The following is a 17,603-nucleotide window of genomic DNA, read 5'->3' on the forward strand; positions in this document are numbered from 1 at the left end:
GAGAATGAAAGAAAACCTGCGCAAAGTGCGGAAAACCGCGCGCAAAATCAGCGGAATCCGGCATTTTACCATCTGGCCCCCGCCGCAAGACGTGCGATGGAAGGAGCGCCGGCCGGCCGCCGGGGCACTGATCGTGCCGTTCGCCAATGTTATAATCCAGGCCAATCCACACCATACGCATCTATGAAACTCATCGGTTCTCTCGCCAGCCCGTTCGTCCGCAAAGTCCGCGTGGTCATGGCGGAAAAGAAGCTCGATTACGAGCTGGTGCAGGAAAACGTCTGGGCGCCCGACACCAAAATCATGCAGTACAACCCGATCGGGAAAGTACCCTGCCTGATCATGGAAGACGGCGGCGCCATGTTCGATTCGCGGGTGATCGTCGAGTACCTCGATACGCTCACGCCCGTCGGCAAGCTCATTCCGCCCAACGGACGCGAGCGCGCGGAAGTCAAATGCTGGGAAGCCCTGGCCGATGGCGTGCTCGAAGCGGCCGTCGCGATCCGCCTCGAACGCACGCAGCGTCCCGAATCGCAGCAAAGCCCGGAATGGATCAAGCGCCAGATGGACAAGGTCGACAACGGCCTGAAGGCAATGGCCGCCGGCCTGAAGGACACCGCGTTCTGCAGCGGCAACCACTACACCCTGGCGGACGTCGCCGTCGGCTGCGCGCTGGGCTGGCTGTCCTTCCGCTTCCCCGAGATCGACTGGCGCGGCGACCATCCCAATCTCGCGAAGCTGTTCGACAAGCTGTCGGAACGGCCGTCGTTCAAGGATACGGTGCCGCAGTAAGCCGGCGCGGATCAAGCAAAAAGGGCAGCCGCGGCTGCCCTTTTTATTTGCGCGCGTTGCGTCAGTCGCCCATCTGCGACTGCAGGTAATTCTGGATGCCTACCTTGTTGATCAGATCGAGCTGTGTCTCAAGCCACTCGATGTGTTCCTCGGTGTCTTCCAGGATGTCTTCCAGCAGGTCGCGCGATACGAAATCGGCGGCGGCTTCGCATGCCTTGATGCCATCCTTCAGCGTCTGCTGCGCGGCCTGTTCGAGTTTCAGGTCGCATTCCAGCATCTCCTGCGTCGACTCGCCGATCAGCAGCTTGTTCAGCGCTTGCAGGTTCGGCAGGCCCTCGAGCATGAGGATGCGGTCGATCAGGCGATCGGCGTGCTTCATCTCTTCGATCGACTCGTCGTATTCCTTCTTGCCGAGCCTTTCCAGGCCCCAATGCTTGTACATCCGCGCGTGCAGGAAGTATTGGTTGATCGCGGTCAGTTCGTTGGTGAGCTGCGCGTTGAGCAGCCGGATGATGTTCGGATCGCCTTTCATTGGGCCCTCTGTGGTGGGGTGGGTGGGGCGGCACGTTGATGCGCCGATGGGTAGCGAAATGATAACCCACGGCGCCGCATTTGCCATTCGGGCGACTGTGTTTTGTTAGTGTGAATCATTCGCATCGGATGACCCGATGCGAGAGGGAGGGAAGAGCGAGAGGGGAGGGGAAGGGTCAGGCGGCGATTGCTGCCTGGAACATCGGTTGTGCTTCGCGCACGCCGTCTTCGAGGTATTCGCGCAGCACCGTCTTCGCGCAGGAATGGCACTTGCCGCAGCAGGTACCGACACCCAGTTCCTCGCGCAGCTGCGGCATGGTCGTATGACCCGAGTCTACTGCGCGGCGGATCTGGCGTTCGGAGACGTTGTTGCAAACACAGACAATCATGGCACTGCCTCGGATGGATGGATAGGGTGAGCGTCGTTCGGGCGGATCAGGCAGTGAGGATCAGCTTGTTCATCTGCGTCAGCCTCAGGCGGTAGATCCGGCCCTGGTGGTCGATCTCCACCTCGCGCTGCTGCTGGAACAAGTCTTCGCTCTTGAATCGCGGTGTCTGCGAAACAGCCCGGCTGCCTTGCAGGCTGCCATCTTCATCCTTCGATTGCTGCATCGTCCCGGTCATCTTGTGATCTTTCAGTAAATACGAACTATTCTCATTTAGATTATTAACGATGACGATAGGGATTGCAAGGGGTTTTTGCGTGACTTGTGGCGGATTTGGTGTTGCCATTTTGAAAGTGGCAGGCTGCCGGAACAGGTGAACGCGCCGGCAGCGGTCGATGGCCGAGCCAAACGGGTTTCGTGGCTAGTCGAAAGGGAGGTCGAACAGCACGACTTCGGTGTCCGGAGCAGAAGCGAAGAGCCGGATCGGCGTCGCCGGAGACACCGCCAGGGCATCGCCGGCGGCAAGTGCGGCGCTTCCGTCCCTCCCTGCGTCTGCGGTCAGCGCCCCATTGATAACGTGAATGTAGGCACGGCGGGAATGTCCGGCCGGTGCCCACAGCACATGCTCCGGATGGAGGATGGCGGCGTGGATCGACGCGTCCTGATCCACGGGCAGGCTGCCGTCGCGCCCGTCGGGTGTGACGAACGCCTGCCACCGTCCAACCCGTCCGCGCCGGTCGAAACGACGCTGGTCCACGCCGGGCCGTACGCCAAGCGTTCGCGGTTGCAGCCATATCTGGAGGTGGCGATCCACATCGCTCGTCGATGCATTCATCTGGCTGTGCCAGATTCCCGCTCCTGCCGACATTTTCTGCACCTCGTCCGGACGGACGAATGCATGGTTGCCGAGACTGTCGCGGTGTTCCACCACGCCCGACAGCGGGATGATGAAGATCTCGAGATCCTTGTGCGGATGCATCTCGAAACCGGTGCCCGGCTGGATGACGTCTTCGTTCAGCGCCAGCAAGGGACCGAAGCCATTGCGGCGCGCATCGTAATAGGGGCCGAAGGAAAAGCTGAAGCGCGCATCCAGCCAGTCGAGCTGCATCCTGCCGCGCGAAGTGCTGCGGCGTACGTCGAGCCTTTCCATCACGCCATCCTGTGCATGACGCAATCGCGGTCGAGGTAACGGTGCTTGGCGATGGCCAGCAGGTGCAGGCCGACGAGGCCGAGGAACAGGTAGGTGACGACGGTATGCACATCGCCTGCCTGCGCACCCGTCTCAGCGCCCAGCGTCGGGAAGAGTTTCGGCAATGGCATGTCGAAGAACTTCACGCCGTAGCCATACATGTCGGACGTTGCCCAGCCGGTAAGGGGCGCGGCGACCATCATCGCATAGAGCAACCAGTGCGCGGCGTGCGCCAGCAGCCGCTCGCCCGGCGGCATGGCGGCGGGAAGCGGCGGGACATGGCTCAGCCGGCGTATGGCGAGCCGCACGAAGACGAGAGCAACGATCAATGCGCCGACCGATTTGTGAAAGCTGTAGAACGCGGGCCGCAAAGTGTCTTTTGCGTCGAACGCGACCATGATGGGGCCGGTCACGAAAAGGGCGATGATACACAAGGCCATCGTCCAATGGAGGGCGCGCATCGGCGCCTGGTAGACGGGTTGGTTGGCAGTGGGAATTTTCATGCTTGGACTCTTGAGGTTGGAAAACAGGTGCAGGGATCAGCCCTGCGGCGGGCGGCGGTTGACCAGCATGACGCCGAGCGCAATCACGGCGACCGCGACCGGCATCCAGGGCGTCAGGCGTTCGCCGAACAGGGCGACGCCGCTGAGGACGCCGGTGGCGGACATGACGTAGCCGAGCTGGCTGAAATACACCGGGTCGGCGACTTTCTGGAACAGGAAGTAGACGAAGTAGCCGAGACTGGTCAGCGCGCATTGCAGGAGCACGAGCAGCCAGGCTTCGCCCATGGCTGGCATTCTGCCCTCGGCGAGCAGCAGAGGCAGCAGTGCGGCGGCGCCGGCCAGCAGCATGCCGCCGGCCAGGGTTTTCGAATCGTAGCCGTCCGGAAGGTGGCGTTTGCGGTACACATTCCCCGCCGCGACACTCAGCGGTATGCCAAGTGCGAGCAGCAGCGCGATGCCTCCGCTTCCCTGCTGGAGCGGCCTGCCGAGGATAAGCAAGCCAACGCCGCTCATGCCCAGCAGCACACCTGCCAGGCGCGCGGCGCGGTAGCGTTCCATCCCGATCATCCAGCCGAAGGCATAGGTAAAGAGCGGCGGGAGGGTGTAGGCAAGGGAGGTCATGGTGGTGCCGAGTTGCGGCATCACGAAAAAGGCCAGGCTGTTCGGCACGGACACGCTCAGGACGCCGGCAACCAGGCTGTATTTCACGACCGCCGCGGAGACCGGCCGGCGGCCTCTGCGTCCGGCAAGCAGCAGGATGAGTCCGCTTCCCAGCGCCGCGGCAAACGTGAACGCGATCGGCGACCAGCCCGCGTTGCCCGCAAGCCTGGCGACGGGCAGAGTTGCGCCGAGCAGGAAGCCGGTCAGCACGAGCAGCAACAGCGGCGATTGATGCACGGGCGTGGCTCTCGGCGCAAGCGTATTCAAGGATGACATGACGGACTCCTGCAGGAAGATGCGGCCAGTCTACGGAGATCCGGCTTTGGAAAAAATACGCGCAATGGAACATAATTTGTTCCAATCCGGAATAAATACAGGAGACGGAATTGGACAACCTGCAAAACCTGCGCGCGTTCAGGCGCGTGGTGGAATCGACGAGCTTCACCCGCGCCGCCGAAACGCTGGACATCTCCCCCGGCAGTGTCAGCAAACTGATCGCGGCCTTGGAGCAGCATCTCGGCACGCGCCTGCTGGCGCGCTCGACGCGCAGGATGAGCCTGACCGAGGCAGGACGGATCTACTACGCCCATTGCGTCCGTATCCTCGATGAACTCGACCATGCGGAACGCGCGGTGCAGCAGCTGGTGGATGTGCCGAGGGGAACGTTGCGCGTGAGCGTACCCACGTCGTTCGGCATCCTGTGGCTGAGCGGACGGCTGCCCGCCTTCCTGCGGCAGTTTCCCGAGATCCGTCTCGACGTGGTGGCGAGCGACCAGTACGTGGACCTTGTCGAAGGCGGCTTCGACCTCGCGCTGCGCATCAGCCGCAAGCTGCAGGATTCATCGATGGTTGCCAAGCCGCTCGGCGAGATACCGCATGTCGTCGTCGCCAGCCCGGCCTACTTCAAGTCCGCCGGGAAGCCGCGTGCGCCGGACGAGCTTGTCCGTCACAACTGCCTGGTGTACAGCCAGTCGCAGATGCCGGGCGAGTGGGCATTCGGGGAGGGGAAATCGGCGGTCGTCGTTCCGGTGCAGGGGAACTACCAGTGCAACAACAGCGTGATGTTGCGCGCCGCCCTGCTGGACGGGATCGGCATGACGCAAACACCCTTGCCGGTGGTGGAAGATTTGCTGAAGTCCAGGCAGCTGGTCACCTGCCTGGACGATTACAGGCCGCCGCCGCACCGCATTTTCGCAATGCTGCCGCAGCAGCGAGCGGTCTCGCCCAAGGTGCGTGCCTTTATCGATTTCATGGCGGAGCAGTTGGGCGCGCGAATAAAAAAATAGCGAGCCTGCAATCCGCTATCACGCCCAACACTGATCTTGCTAAATGCAGCAGCGCGCGGCGCATGGCATAGTCATCGGTAACTTGCAGAACCGAAAGCCATGCACAAACCGCTTTTCATCCGCGCCACCATTGCCGCGGCAATATCGGCGCATACGCTCCTGGTTTGCCAGGAAGCCTCCGCGCAGCAGGACAAACAGCTCGATCCGGTGGTGGTGTCGGCCAGCAGGACAGAGCAGAAGCGTTTCGACGCCGCCGCTTCCATCGACGCCGTGCAGGTCGATCCGCTGCGCACGCCTTCACCGCTGGTGAACATGTCCGAGCTGCTGTCCGGTTCGCCCGGCATCCAGATCCGCGAGCGGCAGAACTATGCGCAAGACTTGCAGCTGTCGGTGCGCGGTTTCGGCACGCGTTCCACCTTCGGGGTGCGTGGCGTGCGCATCCTGGTCGACGGCATTCCTGCCACCATGCCGGACGGACAGGGCTGGACGGCGACCGCACCGCTGCACTCGGTGCGGCGCATCGAAGTGCTGCGCGGTCCGGTCGCTCAGCTCTACGGCAATGCGGCGGGCGGTGTCGTGAATATCTTCACCGCCGATCCGCCCTTATCCACGGCCGAATCTTACGCCAGCGCATCGCTCGGCGCAGGCAGTTACGATCAGCGCCAGGCGGGCTTCACCCTCGCACGTGGCAGCGACGGCTTCGGCGGCTTGCTGGACGTATTCCACTACCGCACCGACGGCTACCGGGAACACAGCGCCGCCGAGCGTACCCAGATCAACGGCAAGCTGAAATGGGCGCCTTCGCCGGCGACCACCGTCACCGCGCTGGTTAACGTCCTGGACCAACCGCTGTCGCAGGACCCGCTCGGATTGAACCACGCGCAGTTTGAACAGGACCCGCGCCAGGTGGCACCGGTCGCCCTCACATTCGATACGCGCAAGACCATCGAGCAGCGCCAGGCCGGCATCGTCGTCGACCACAGGATCGATCGCAGCAATACGCTGCATGCGCGTGCCTACACCGGCGTGCGCAAGGTGATGCAGACGCTCGCGTTCAGCGGCAGCGCGGCCAATTCCGCAGGCGGCGTAGTCGACCTCGACAACGACTTCCGCGGCATGGGCTTGCATTGGGCGCATGCCGCGCAGCTGAACGGCATGCCTCTCAACTGGACGCTCGGCGTCGAGGCGGACGAGCTGGAACAGGAGCGCCGCGGCTTCGTCAACAACAATGGCACCGCCGGCGCATTGCGCCGCGACGAAACGGACACCGCGCGCAACATCGATGTGTTCGGACAGGTGGACTGGATGTTTGCGGCGCAATGGAAAGGTACCGCCGGCCTGCGCGCGAGCCGCGTGCGGCTGGGGGTGGACGACCGCTACATCACCGCGGCCAGTCCGAACGACAGCGGCAGCGTGTCCTATCGCAACATCAGTCCGGTGCTGGGGCTGGTCTGGTTCGCGGACGAGGATCTCAATATTTACGGCAACCTCGGCCGCGGTTTCGAGACGCCCACCATCAACGAATCCGCCTACCGCCCCGGCGGAACCGGGTCGAACCTCGGCCTGCAACCCGCACGCAGCCTGCAGGGCGAGATCGGCTTGAAGTGGAAGCGCGACAACCATGTCCTCGACCTCGCTGTGTTCCATGCTCGTAGCCGGGACGAGATCGCGCAGCTAGCCACCGAGAACGGCCGCTCGATTTTCCAGAACGTGGACAAGGTGCAGCGGCGCGGCATCGAAGCAGGCTGGCGGATGAACGATGCCGCGTTTTCGACGCAGCTTGCGTACACGCTGCTCGATGCGCGTTTCCGTGAAGCTTTCACCAGCGGTTCCGGCGGGGTGATTGCGGCTGGCAACAGGCTGCCCGGTGCGCCGATGCACAGCCTCTTTGCGCAGCTCGAATACCGCCCGGCGGCGGGATTGACGACTGCCCTGGAAATGCGCGCGGAAAGCAAGGCCTACGCGGACGACTTGAACAGCGATGCCTCGCCGGGATACGCGGTCTTCAACCTGCGAGCCGCGCAGGAATTCCGTGCCGGCCAGGGGACGTGGATGTTGTTCGCTCGCTTGGACAACGTGTTCGACCGCAACTATGCGGGGTCGGTAATCGTCAACGACGGCAATCGGCGCTTTTTCGAACCCGCCGCTGGCCGCCGTCTTTTCGTCGGCTTGCGCGCGCGCCTGTAGTCGGCCTGCCGTCAGCCGGCGGCGTCGATGATGCCGCCGCCTAGGCAGACTTCGCCGTCGTACAGCACGGCGGACTGGCCGGGCGTGACCGCCCATTGCGCCGTGGGAAAGCCGAGGGAGAAGCGGTCCTGGCCGTCAGGCGCGATGGTGCAGGGGACATCCGCCTGCCGGTAGCGCGTCTTGGCCGAGAGGGCAGAAGCAGCGGGCGGCTCGCCGGCGATCCAGCTTGCCTGTCCGGCGCTGAGCGAGGAGGACAGCAGCCAGGGATGGTCATGTCCCTGCACCACGTACAGGGTGTTGTTGTCGACATCCTTCTTCGCCACGTACCAGGCCTCGCTGTTGCCGTCGGCGTTCTGGTAGGACTTCATGCCGCCCAGGCCGATGCCCTTGCGCTGGCCGAGCGTGTAGAAGCTCAGACCGACGTGTTCGCCGACCGTCTTGCCGTCCGGCGTCTTCATCGGGCCCGGTTTATAGGACAGGTAGCGGTTCAGGAATTCGCGGAAGGGGCGCTCGCCGATGAAGCAGATGCCGGTCGAATCCTTCTTCTTTGCGTTCGGCAGGCCGATCTTTTCGGCGATCCGGCGCACTTCGGTCTTCGGGATTTCGCCCAGCGGAAACAGCGTCTTCGACAGTTGCGCCTGGTTCAGGCGGTGCAGGAAGTAGCTCTGGTCCTTCGTATGGTCGAGCGCCTTGAGCAGCTGGAACCTGCCGTCGTCCGCCTGCCGCACGCGGGCATAGTGGCCGGTTGCGATCAGGTCGGCGCCCAGTTGCATCGCATGGTCGAGGAAGGCCTTGAACTTGATTTCGGCATTGCACAGCACGTCCGGATTCGGCGTGCGGCCGGCCTGGTATTCGCGCAGGAATTCGGCGAACACGCGGTCCTTGTATTCGGCGGCGAAATTGACGGCCTCGATATCCACGCCCACCACGTCGGCCACGCTGGCCGCGTCGATCCAGTCCTGGCGCGTGGAGCAGTATTCCGAGTCGTCGTCGTCTTCCCAGTTTTTCATGAACAGGCCGATGACTTCGTAGCCCTGTTCCTTCAGCAGCCATGCCGAGACGGAGGAATCCACCCCGCCCGACATGCCGATCACGACCCGCTTCTTAGCCATTGAATGCACCGATGACGCTGGGATGGGTGTAGATCGCCGACAGCGGCACGCGCTGCCCGGCGAGGTAATCGTCGATGCACTGGAGCACCAGCGGGCTGCGGTGCTTTTCCTTGCATGCAAGAAGCTCGTCGCGCGTCATCCAGACCGCGCGCAGGATGCCTTCGTCCAGTGGGCGGTCATGCTGCTGTCCGAGCGCTCCGCAGAAGGCGAAGCGCAGGTAGGTCACTTCCTTGCGGGTGCGCGAGGACACGTAGCGCGACATGTAGACGCCGACCATCGCGGTCGGCGTGAAATCGTATGCCGCTTCCTCGAGTGTTTCCCGCGCGACTGCTTCCGGCAGGGATTCGTTGCGATCGAGGTGACCGGCGGGCTGATTGAAGCGGATGCCGTCGCTGGTCTCTTCCTCGACCAGCAGGAATCGGCCATCGCGCTCGATAATTGCGGCGACAGTAACGGAGGGTTTCCAGACTTCAGACATAGGTATCCTTCAAGAGGCCGCCATTGTACCGTGCATGGCAACCACCGGCGAAAACAGGAATGATCCGACGCGGGAGGCGGAAAATATTGATTTTCCACAACTATTCTGACGCGCATTCGTTGCCGTCCGGGGAAAAGCCGCTAAATTTTAATTTTGGTCACCGAGGCCCGGAAAACGGCAACCCGGGGGAAATTCCCGGATTTAGAGTAAGCCGTCGAGAAGAAATAAAAAAAGAACGGTTGTGCTAATTTTTCTTTTCCGTGTAAGATCAATGTAAGAAATCCAATAAAACGGCAATCACGCGCTCCGCGATGGCCTCATCGCCCTGCACCCCGGTTGTCGAGATCGCATTTAGGAATGAAGCGGGGCCCCCGCTCCATCAGCTGTCCAACCCAATCTACAACGAGAATCAGGGGAACACGTATGCCTCTAATGATAGGAGTACCACGGGAAGTCTTCCCGGGCGAGAAGCGGGTGGCCACCGTGCCCGATGTGGTCGAAAAGCTCATCAAGCTGGGTTTTTCGGTCCAGGTCGAGACCGGCGCGGGAGACGATGCCAATTTCAGCGATGACAGCTATCGCGCCGCCGGGGCAAAGATTGCCGGCAGCGCCGCCGAGCTGTGGGGCACGTCCGACATCGTCTTCAAGGTGCGTCCGCCGAGCACGCAGGAAGTCGGCCTGATGCGCGAAGGCGGCACGCTGATTTCCTTCATCTGGCCGGCGCAAAACCCCGAACTGATGCAACAGCTGGCGGCGAAGAGGGCGACCGTGCTGGCCATCGACTCGCTGCCGCGCACGCTGAGCCGCGCCCAGAAGATGGACGCGCTGACTTCCATGGCAGGTGTTGCCGGCTATCGCGCCGTCATCGAAGCCGCCAATGCCTTCGGCCGGTTCTTCAATGGCCAGGTGACTGCAGCCGGCAAGATTCCGCCGGCCAAGGTCTTCGTCGCCGGTGCCGGTGTGGCCGGCCTCGCGGCAATCGGCACCGCCGTCGGCCTGGGCGCGATCGTGCGTGCCAACGACACCCGTGCCGAAGTGGCCGACCAGGTGGTGTCGCTGGGCGGCGAATTCGTCAAGGTCGATTACGAGGAAGAGGGCTCCGGCGGCGGCGGTTACGCCAAGGTGATGAGCGAAGGCTTCCAGCAGGCGCAGCGCGAGATGTATGCCAAGCAGGCCAGGGAAGTCGATGTCATCATCACTACCGCCCTGATTCCCGGCAAGCCGGCCCCGAAGCTGATCACTGCCGAGATGGTGAAGAGCATGAAGCCGGGCAGTGTCATCGTTGACATGGCGGCCGAGCAGGGCGGCAACTGCGAGCTGACCGAACCCGGCAAGTCGGTGGTGAAGCATGGCGTGACCATCGTCGGCTACACCGATCTCGTCAGCCGCCTGTCCAAGCAATCGTCGACCCTGTATTCGACCAACCTGCTGCGCCTGACCGAGGAACTCTGCAAGACCAAGGACGGCATCGTCAACGTCAACATGGAAGACGACGCCATTCGCGGCCTGACCGTCATCAAGGACGGCGAGGTGACATGGCCGCCGCCCGCACCGAAGCAGGCGGCAGCGCCCGCCAAGCCGCCCGCTGCCAAGCCGGCGGTTGCGCCCGCAGCCAAGGGGCACGGCCACGGCTCGAGCGGCGAGCAGATGTCGGGCACCAAGACGGCCATCCTGTTCGGCGTTGCCGCCGCGATCTTCTGGCTGATCGGCGCCTATGCGCCGCCCGCTTTCCTCGGGCATTTCACCGTGTTCGTGCTGGCGTGCTTCGTGGGTTACATGGTGGTATGGAACGTGACGCCTTCGCTGCATACGCCGCTCATGAGCGTGACCAACGCCATCTCCAGCATCATCGCCATCGGCGCACTGGTGCAGATCGCGCCTCCGCTGACCGCAGGCGTGGAGCGTCCGGGTGACTGGATTCGCTGGCTTGCCGTGATCGGGATCGTGCTCACTGCGATCAACATGTTCGGCGGATTCGCCGTGACCCGCCGCATGCTGGCGATGTTCCGCAAATAAGGGAGGCGATAATAATGTCGGTAAGTCTCACAACAGTCGCCTACATCGGTGCGACCATTCTTTTCATCCTGAGCCTGGGCGGCCTGTCGCATCCGGAATCGGCACGGCGCGGCAACCTGTACGGCATGATCGGCATGGCCATTGCCGTGCTGGCCACGGTGTTCGGTCCCTTCGTCACCACGGCCGGCATTCCCTGGATCATCGGCGCGATGGTCGTGGGCGGGGCCATCGGCCTGTACGCCGCACGCGTCGTGCAGATGACGCAGATGCCGGAGCTGGTCGCATTGATGCACAGCCTGGTCGGCCTGGCGGCAACGCTGGTCGGCTACGCCAGTTACATCGATCCGGCCGCTTCGGCCAACTTCACGGGCGCCGAAAAGGTGATCCATGAAGTGGAAATCTATATCGGTATCCTCATTGGCGCGGTCACCTTCTCGGGGTCCATCATCGCCTTCGGCAAGCTGTCCGGCCGCATCGGCGGCAAGCCGCTGCTGCTGCCGGCACGCCACTGGCTGAACCTGGCCGGCCTGCTGATCGTGATTTACTTCGGCGCGCAGTTCGTGCGGGCCGGCTCGATCCAGGAAGGCATGTTGCCGCTGATCGTGATGACGGTGATTGCCCTCCTGTTTGGCATCCACATGGTGATGGCGATCGGCGGCGCGGATATGCCGGTGGTCGTGTCCATGCTCAACAGCTACTCCGGCTGGGCGGCGGCGGCGACCGGCTTCATGCTGTCGAACGACCTGCTGATCGTCACCGGCGCACTGGTGGGTTCGAGCGGTGCCATCCTGTCCTACATCATGTGCCGCGCGATGAACCGCAACTTCATCAGCGTGATTGCCGGCGGCTTCGGTTCCGAAGGCGCCAAGCCGGCTCCCGCAGGCGGCGCGGCGCAGCCGCAGGGTGAGGTAGTCGCGGTTTCCGCCACCGAAACCGGCGAACTGCTGCGCGATGCCAAGAACGTCATCATCGTTCCCGGCTACGGCATGGCGGTGGCGCAGGCGCAGCACACGGTCTACGAGATCACCAAGCACCTGCGCGAGAAGGGCGTCAACGTGCGCTTCGGCATCCACCCGGTGGCGGGACGCATGCCCGGCCACATGAACGTGCTGCTGGCCGAAGCCAAGGTGCCGTACGACATCGTGATGGAAATGGACGAGATCAACGGCGACTTCTCGGAAACCGATGTTGCCATGGTGATCGGCGCCAACGACATCGTGAACCCGGCAGCCATGGAAGATCCGTCCAGCCCGATCGCCGGCATGCCGGTGCTCGAAGTGTGGAAGGCGAAGACGTCCATCGTGATGAAACGCAGCATGGCTTCCGGCTATGCGGGCGTGGACAACCCGCTGTTCTACAAGGACAACAACCGGATGCTGTTCGGCGATGCGAAGAAGATGCTGGATGAAGTGCTGGTGGCGCTGAAGACGGCTTGAGCCGGTGTTTTGACGGTGCGAAGTAAGACGCTGGATCCCGGCCTGCGCCGGGATGACGGAGAAAGGGTGGAGCGGGATTGAAGGCAACCACCCGCAATCAAAGGTAGCAAGACCGCCTTGACTGCCCGCATGCGGGTAGAAGCGGCGCCACCTCCCGCTTCCCTTACCCTGTCATCCCGGTGAAGGCCGGGATCCAGCGGCGTTCGTGGCGCGAAGAAAGACCCTGGATCCCGACTTTCGTCGGGATGACGGCGGTAGTATCAAGCGTAAGTGAACCGTATTGCCCCGACTGCGGGGCTTTTTCTTTTGTGCGCCGGTCTTAGCGAACGCCGAACATGAACTGTTCCGCCAGCAACCGCTTGGCGCCCGGCATGGTGTCGAGCACTGCCAGGGAGACGCCGAGTGCGGACTGCGTCAACGCACCGTCGGGCGCACCGGCAAACACCCGCGCAAGCGTGTCGGTCAGCGAAATCGTGACGTGGCGGTCCGCCTGCCTTTCCTGCACGAAGCGCAGCAGGTTGTCGGGGACGGCTTCGCGCGCCAGCAGGCGTGCCAGTACCGCTGCGTCCCTCAGCCCGAGGTTGAGTCCCTGGCCCGCGACCGGGTGCAGGGTTTGCGCGGCGTTGCCGATGGCAACGGTGCGCATGGACGCGGCGGCGTGCGCATTCAGCCCCAGCGGGTAGGTGATGCGCGGCGTGACGCCGGTGAAACGTCCCACGCGCGAGCCGAAGGCCGACTCCAGCTCGGCGAGGAATTCCGCATCCGGCAGCGCGTACAGGCGCGACGCCGTGGCAGGGCGCGCACACCACACCAGCGAATACCCGCCGTCCTGCGGCAGCAGTGCAAGCGGACCTTCGGCAGTGAAACGCTCGAATGCACGAAAGGGGACAGGCGCGCTGGTCGTGACATGCGCAATGATTGCGGTCTGCTCGTAGTCGCGCCGCACCGCCTTGGCATCCTGCTCGGAAAACACGCCGCCCTCGGCCTGCACCATGATGCCGGCATTGATCGACTTGCCATCGGAGAAGCGTACTTCGACCGCGTCTTCGCGCTCCATCGACGAGGTGACGTGCACCGGCCTGAGCATCGCTGCGCCGGTCTGGACGGCGGCCGCCGAGAGCGCCGAGACGAGCGCGCCATACCGGGTCACGTAACCCAGCGCCGGGACGCCGTACTCTTCGCGCGTGATCATCGTTCGGCCGAAATGCCCGCGGCGCGACACGTGGATTTCGTGGATGGGATCGGACGCGACCGGCCAGGCGCCGATGCCGTCGAGGATCTGCGTGCTGCCGTAGGACAGGGCGAGCGAGCGCGGGTCCTTGTTCACCTGCTCCAGCGGCTTGGCATCGATGAGCGCAATGCGGGATGCCGGGGCGCCGCGCTTGACCAGCAGCAGCGCCAGCGCCAGCCCGACCGGGCCGGCGCCGCAGATGGCGATGTCGAAATCGGTGGCTGCCATCACTGTTTCATGACGGCTTCGATGTCGGCGACCGTCTTGGGCGCCGCCTCGGTGATGATCTCGCAGCCGCTCTCGGTCACCAGCGCATCGTCCTCGATGCGGATGCCGATGTTCCAGAACTGCTCCGGCACGCCGGGTTCCGGACGGACGTAGATGCCGGGCTCGATGGTCAGCATCATGCCGGGCTGCAGCGTGCGCCAGGGCTTGTCCTCGCCGGCTCCGTTGAGCTCGCGGTATTCGCCGACGTCGTGCACGTCCATGCCCAGCCAGTGGCCGGTGCGGTGCATGTAGAACTGGCGGTAGGCGCCTTTCTCGATCACGTCGTCCAGCGAGCCGACCTTGTCCTTGTCGAGCAGGCCGGTGTCGAGCATGCCTTGCGCCAGCACGCGGACCGCGGCGTCGTGGCCGTCGATGAAACGCTTGCCGGGCCGGGTCTCGGCGATCGCGGCCGCCTGTGCGGCGAGCACGATCTCATACAGGGCTTTCTGCGGTCCGCTGAACCTGCCGTTGGCCGGGAATGTGCGGGTGATGTCGGAGGCGTAGCTGTCGAGCTCGCAGCCGGCGTCGATCAGGATCAGGTCGCCATCCTTGATCTCGGCGTCGCTGGCGCGGTAATGCAGCACGCAGGCGTTGGCGCCGGTGGCGACGATCGAGCCGTAGGCGGGGAACTGGGAACCGTTGCGGCGGAACTCGTGCAGCAGCTCGGCTTCCAGGTGATATTCCCGCAGGCCGGGGCGCGTATTCTGCATGGCGCGGCGGTGCGCGGCGGCGGAAATCGCGGCGGCACGCTTCATGATGCCGACTTCCTCGGCATCCTTGTACAGGCGCATTTCATCGAGCAGCACATGCACGTCGTGCACGATGGACGGCGCCGTGACGCCGGCACGGGCCTGCATGCGCACGCTCTGCAGCCAGGCCTTCACCTGTCCGTCCAGCCTGCTGTCGCTGCCCAGCGCATAGAACAGCGCGGGCGCGTCGGCCAGCAGGCGCGGCATTTCGGTATCGAGTGCGGAAATCGGATGCGCGACGTCGAAACCGAAGGCTTCGCGCGCCGCTTCCGGGCCGTAGCGGTAGCCGTCCCAGATTTCACGTTCGAGGTTCTTCTCGCGGCAGAACAGGATTGCCTGCTCGGTCTTGCCGGCCACGAGCACGATGACCGCTTCCGGCTCGCTGAAGCCGGACAGGTAGTAGAAGTAGCTGTCGTGGCGGTAGGGATAATCCGCATCGCGGTTGCGCATCACTTCAGGCGCGGTGGGGATGATTGCCACGCCGCCGCCTTTGGCCTTCATCTGCGCCATCAGTGCGGCGCGCCGGGCTGCATAGGATTTCATCTGCACTCCTTATCCGTTGAGTTGCGCGAGACGTTCCGGCGTGCCGACGTCGGTCCAGTCGCCGCGATAGAATTCGCCGCCCACCTGCCCGCGCGACGCGTACTCGCGCAGGATGGGGGCGATCTGCGCCGACTGGCCGGGGGCGACGGAATCGAAGATTTCCATGCGGTAGACGCCGATGCCGGAGAACGTATAGCGCGGGTCGCCGTCATTGGCGACCGAAAAGCTGTGCAGGGCGAAATCGCCCTTGGGGTGATGCGGCGGATTCTTCACCAGGTACAGCCAGGCCACATCGCGCTTGTCGTGCGGATGCGGGTTGCCCCACATGTCGTTGTCCTGGAGCGCATCCTTGACCTGCTCGAAATCGAAGTGCGGGCAGAAGACGTCGGCGGCGATCGCGACGAACGGTTCCTCGCCCAGCAGGTGGCGCGCCTTGGCCACGCCGCCCGCGGTTTCCAGCGCCGTGCCCTCGGCGGAGTAGGCGATGCGGGCGCCGAACTGCGAACCGTCGCCGAGCGTTTCCTCGATCATGTGGCCGAGGTGCGCGTGGTTGATCACGATGTCGGTGATGCCGGCGCGCACCAGGTTCAGGATGTGCCAGACGATCAGCGGCCGGCCGCGCACTTTCAGCAGCGGCTTCGGGCAGCTATCGGTCAGCGGGCGCATGCGCTCGCCGCGTCCGGCGGCGAAAATCATGGCTTTCATCGTGCCCTCCTCAGAACGTGAAGCCGGTCGACGGCCCCTTGTTCTCCAGTTCGTCGAGCAGCACGATCAGCGGGGCCAGCTGCTTGTAGCGGCCGGCAGCCTTGCGGGTGTATTCCATCACCAGCGGCAGGTCCTTCAGGTAGCCGTCCTTGCCGTCGCGGTGGTAGAGCCGTGCGAAGATGCCCAGCACTTTCAGGTGGCGCTGCAGGCCCATGAATTCGAAGTCGCGATAGAAGGCGTCGATGTCGTGCGGCACCGGCAGGCCGGCGCGGCGCGCGCGCTCCCAGTAGCGGATCGCCCAGTCGAGCACCATTTCCTCGTCCCACTGAATGTAGGCGTCGCGCAGCAGGGACACGAGGTCATAGGTGATCGGGCCGTAGACCGCATCCTGGAAGTCGAGGATGCCGGGGTTGCCGCGCTCGGTCACCATCAGGTTGCGCGAATGGTAGTCGCGATGCACATAGACCTGGGGCTGGGCGAGGTTGTTCGCCAGGAGCACCTCGAACACGCTGTTGAGCAGCGCGTTCTGCTTTTCGGTCATCGTGACGCCGAGATGTTTGCCCACATACCATTCGGGGAACAGCATCAGTTCGCGGTGCAGCAGCGCGCGGTCGTACTCGGGCAGCACGCCCGGTTTGCTCTGCGCCTGGATCAGGACCAGCGCGTCGATCGCATCGAGGTAGAGCTTGTGCGCGCTGTCGGGCGTGAGCTGGTGCAGGTAGGTGGTGGTGCCGAGGTCGGACAGGAGCAGGAAGCCGCGTTCGACGTCACGTTCCAGCACCTTGGGCACGGACACGCCGGTCTCGCCGAACACTTCGGCGACGTGGATGAACGGACGCACGTCTTCATGCGGCGGCGGTGCATCCATCGCGATATACGATTCGCCGTCGGGCGAATCGATGCGGAAATAGCGCCGGAAGCTGGCGTCGGCGGATGCCGGCCTGATGGTGTCCGGCAAGACTTTTTCGGCTGACAGGGTGGACAGCCATTCTTTCAACTGTGTGAGACGAAGATCGGAACCGGTATTAAAAGACATGAAACTACCTGGACAAGTTGGAGATCCCCCTCTGGGGGAGGTGAGTTCCCATATAATAAGGGATTAAACCTGAAAAAGCGCCAGCCGACCTCCTTCTTTTCATGAACCGGTTCCCCGCATTTCCCCCTTCGCAACTTCGTCTCCGCATCCTTGCCGCCATTGCCGTCATGGCCGTGCCGGCCATCGCGCCGGCGCAGGGTGTCAAGGAGGGAAGCGCCTCCGAAAAGGACCTGCCCGCGACCATCAGCGCCGAGCAGATGAGCGGCCGTCCGGACCGCGAAGTCATCCTCGAACGCGACGTCGAAATCATCCGCGGCCCGACCACGCTCAATGCCGACAGGGCGACCTACCGCATCGTGGAAGACGAGGTCGAGGCCGAGGGCAATATCCGCATGCGCCGCTTCGGTGACACCTATACCGGCGACGAGCTGCGGCTCAAGATCGAGGCCGGCGAGGGCTATGTCACCAATCCGACCTACCGCCTGGAGCGCAACAA

At 63.7% G+C, this 17,603-nt stretch carries 18 protein-coding genes and 1 pseudogene; 7 read left to right on the forward strand and 12 right to left on the reverse strand.

Annotated elements, in window-relative coordinates:
* The first annotated feature begins 4 nt into the window (after nt 1-4).
* The gene (locus VFF99_RS17160) at nt 5-187 is read left to right on the forward strand and encodes a hypothetical protein (RefSeq protein ID WP_325020037.1); all 183 of its coding nucleotides are present in this window, start codon (nt 5-7) and stop codon (nt 185-187) included.
* Nucleotides 184-792, forward strand: coding sequence for a glutathione S-transferase C-terminal domain-containing protein (locus VFF99_RS17165; RefSeq protein WP_325020039.1), 609 nt, complete (start codon nt 184-186; stop codon nt 790-792). Before VFF99_RS17160 ends, VFF99_RS17165 begins: the two co-directional genes overlap by 4 nt.
* Nucleotides 793-853: 61 nt before the next feature.
* On the opposite strand, the gene bfr is transcribed toward VFF99_RS17165, so the two are convergent.
* The 6 genes from bfr to VFF99_RS17195 all read right to left on the reverse strand — a co-directional run bounded on the left by bfr (nt 854) and on the right by VFF99_RS17195 (nt 4,337).
* The gene (bfr, locus tag VFF99_RS17170) at nt 854-1,324 is read right to left on the reverse strand and encodes a bacterioferritin (RefSeq protein WP_325020040.1); all 471 of its coding nucleotides are present in this window, start codon (nt 1,322-1,324) and stop codon (nt 854-856) included.
* A gap of 175 nt (nt 1,325-1,499) precedes the next feature.
* The gene (locus VFF99_RS17175; protein ID WP_325020042.1) at nt 1,500-1,712 is read right to left on the reverse strand and encodes a (2Fe-2S)-binding protein; all 213 of its coding nucleotides are present in this window, start codon (nt 1,710-1,712) and stop codon (nt 1,500-1,502) included.
* Nucleotides 1,713-1,758: 46 nt separating this feature from the next.
* The gene (gene hemP / locus VFF99_RS17180; RefSeq protein WP_325020075.1) at nt 1,759-1,935 is read right to left on the reverse strand and encodes a hemin uptake protein HemP; all 177 of its coding nucleotides are present in this window, start codon (nt 1,933-1,935) and stop codon (nt 1,759-1,761) included.
* Nucleotides 1,936-2,130: 195 nt separating this feature from the next.
* Complete coding sequence (locus tag VFF99_RS17185) at nt 2,131-2,859, reverse strand: pirin family protein (RefSeq protein WP_325020044.1); 729 nt, start codon at nt 2,857-2,859, stop codon at nt 2,131-2,133.
* A complete protein-coding gene (locus tag VFF99_RS17190) occupies nt 2,859-3,401 on the reverse strand; it encodes a cytochrome b (protein ID WP_325020046.1) in 543 nt (180 codons plus the stop codon). The genes VFF99_RS17185 and VFF99_RS17190 overlap by 1 nt, the downstream gene beginning before the upstream one ends.
* Nucleotides 3,402-3,437: 36 nt before the next feature.
* Nucleotides 3,438-4,337, reverse strand: a complete 900-nt coding sequence (locus VFF99_RS17195) for a DMT family transporter (RefSeq protein ID WP_325020048.1) — start codon at nt 4,335-4,337, stop codon at nt 3,438-3,440.
* A gap of 110 nt (nt 4,338-4,447) precedes the next feature.
* On the opposite strand from VFF99_RS17195, the gene VFF99_RS17200 reads away from it, so the two are divergent.
* Both VFF99_RS17200 and VFF99_RS17205 read left to right on the forward strand, forming a co-directional pair.
* On the forward strand, nt 4,448-5,347 hold the full coding sequence (locus tag VFF99_RS17200; RefSeq protein ID WP_325020050.1) for a LysR family transcriptional regulator: 900 nt from the start codon (nt 4,448-4,450) through the stop codon (nt 5,345-5,347).
* A gap of 99 nt (nt 5,348-5,446) precedes the next feature.
* Complete coding sequence (locus VFF99_RS17205) at nt 5,447-7,534, forward strand: TonB-dependent receptor (RefSeq protein ID WP_325020052.1); 2,088 nt, start codon at nt 5,447-5,449, stop codon at nt 7,532-7,534.
* Nucleotides 7,535-7,545: 11 nt separating this feature from the next.
* Here the strand turns inward: VFF99_RS17205 and mnmA are convergent, their stop codons facing one another.
* Nucleotides 7,546-8,646, reverse strand: coding sequence for a tRNA 2-thiouridine(34) synthase MnmA (mnmA, locus tag VFF99_RS17210; RefSeq protein WP_325020054.1), 1,101 nt, complete (start codon nt 8,644-8,646; stop codon nt 7,546-7,548).
* Nucleotides 8,639-9,124: an NUDIX hydrolase gene (locus VFF99_RS17215; protein ID WP_325020056.1), complete on the reverse strand. Its 486-nt coding sequence runs from the start codon at nt 9,122-9,124 to the stop codon at nt 8,639-8,641. Before VFF99_RS17215 ends, mnmA begins: the two co-directional genes overlap by 8 nt.
* Before the next feature lie 423 nt (nt 9,125-9,547).
* Between VFF99_RS17215 and VFF99_RS17220 the strand changes: the two genes are divergently transcribed.
* Nucleotides 9,548-11,140, forward strand: coding sequence for a Re/Si-specific NAD(P)(+) transhydrogenase subunit alpha (locus VFF99_RS17220; RefSeq protein ID WP_325020058.1), 1,593 nt, complete (start codon nt 9,548-9,550; stop codon nt 11,138-11,140).
* Between the two features lie 14 nt (nt 11,141-11,154).
* Nucleotides 11,155-12,576: a Re/Si-specific NAD(P)(+) transhydrogenase subunit beta gene (gene pntB / locus VFF99_RS17225; RefSeq protein ID WP_325020060.1), complete on the forward strand. Its 1,422-nt coding sequence runs from the start codon at nt 11,155-11,157 to the stop codon at nt 12,574-12,576.
* A 319-nt stretch (nt 12,577-12,895) separates the two neighbouring features.
* On the opposite strand, the gene VFF99_RS17230 is transcribed toward pntB, so the two are convergent.
* Genes VFF99_RS17230 through VFF99_RS17245 form a run of 4 tightly spaced genes read right to left on the reverse strand, consistent with a single transcriptional unit; the run spans nt 12,896 to nt 17,107 of the window.
* Entirely contained in the window at nt 12,896-14,035 is a 1,140-nt protein-coding gene (locus tag VFF99_RS17230; protein ID WP_325020062.1) for an FAD-dependent monooxygenase, read from the reverse strand.
* On the reverse strand, nt 14,035-15,366 hold the full coding sequence (locus VFF99_RS17235) for an aminopeptidase P N-terminal domain-containing protein (protein WP_325020064.1): 1,332 nt from the start codon (nt 15,364-15,366) through the stop codon (nt 14,035-14,037). The genes VFF99_RS17230 and VFF99_RS17235 overlap by 1 nt, the downstream gene beginning before the upstream one ends.
* A gap of 9 nt (nt 15,367-15,375) precedes the next feature.
* Nucleotides 15,376-16,071 carry an N-acetylmuramate alpha-1-phosphate uridylyltransferase MurU gene (gene murU, locus VFF99_RS17240; protein WP_325020065.1) on the reverse strand — a complete coding sequence of 232 codons (696 nt, stop codon included), beginning with the start codon at nt 16,069-16,071 and terminating at the stop codon, nt 15,376-15,378.
* 10 nt (nt 16,072-16,081) lie between these two features.
* Nucleotides 16,082-17,107: an aminoglycoside phosphotransferase family protein gene (locus tag VFF99_RS17245; protein WP_325020067.1), complete on the reverse strand. Its 1,026-nt coding sequence runs from the start codon at nt 17,105-17,107 to the stop codon at nt 16,082-16,084.
* A 101-nt stretch (nt 17,108-17,208) separates the two neighbouring features.
* On the opposite strand from VFF99_RS17245, the pseudogene VFF99_RS17250 reads away from it, so the two are divergent.
* Nucleotides 17,209-17,603: pseudogene (locus VFF99_RS17250) on the forward strand (LPS-assembly protein LptD); the annotation flags it as partial.

The organism is Noviherbaspirillum sp. (genome assembly GCF_035654295.1).
Lineage (GTDB): Bacteria > Pseudomonadota > Gammaproteobacteria > Burkholderiales > Burkholderiaceae_D > Noviherbaspirillum.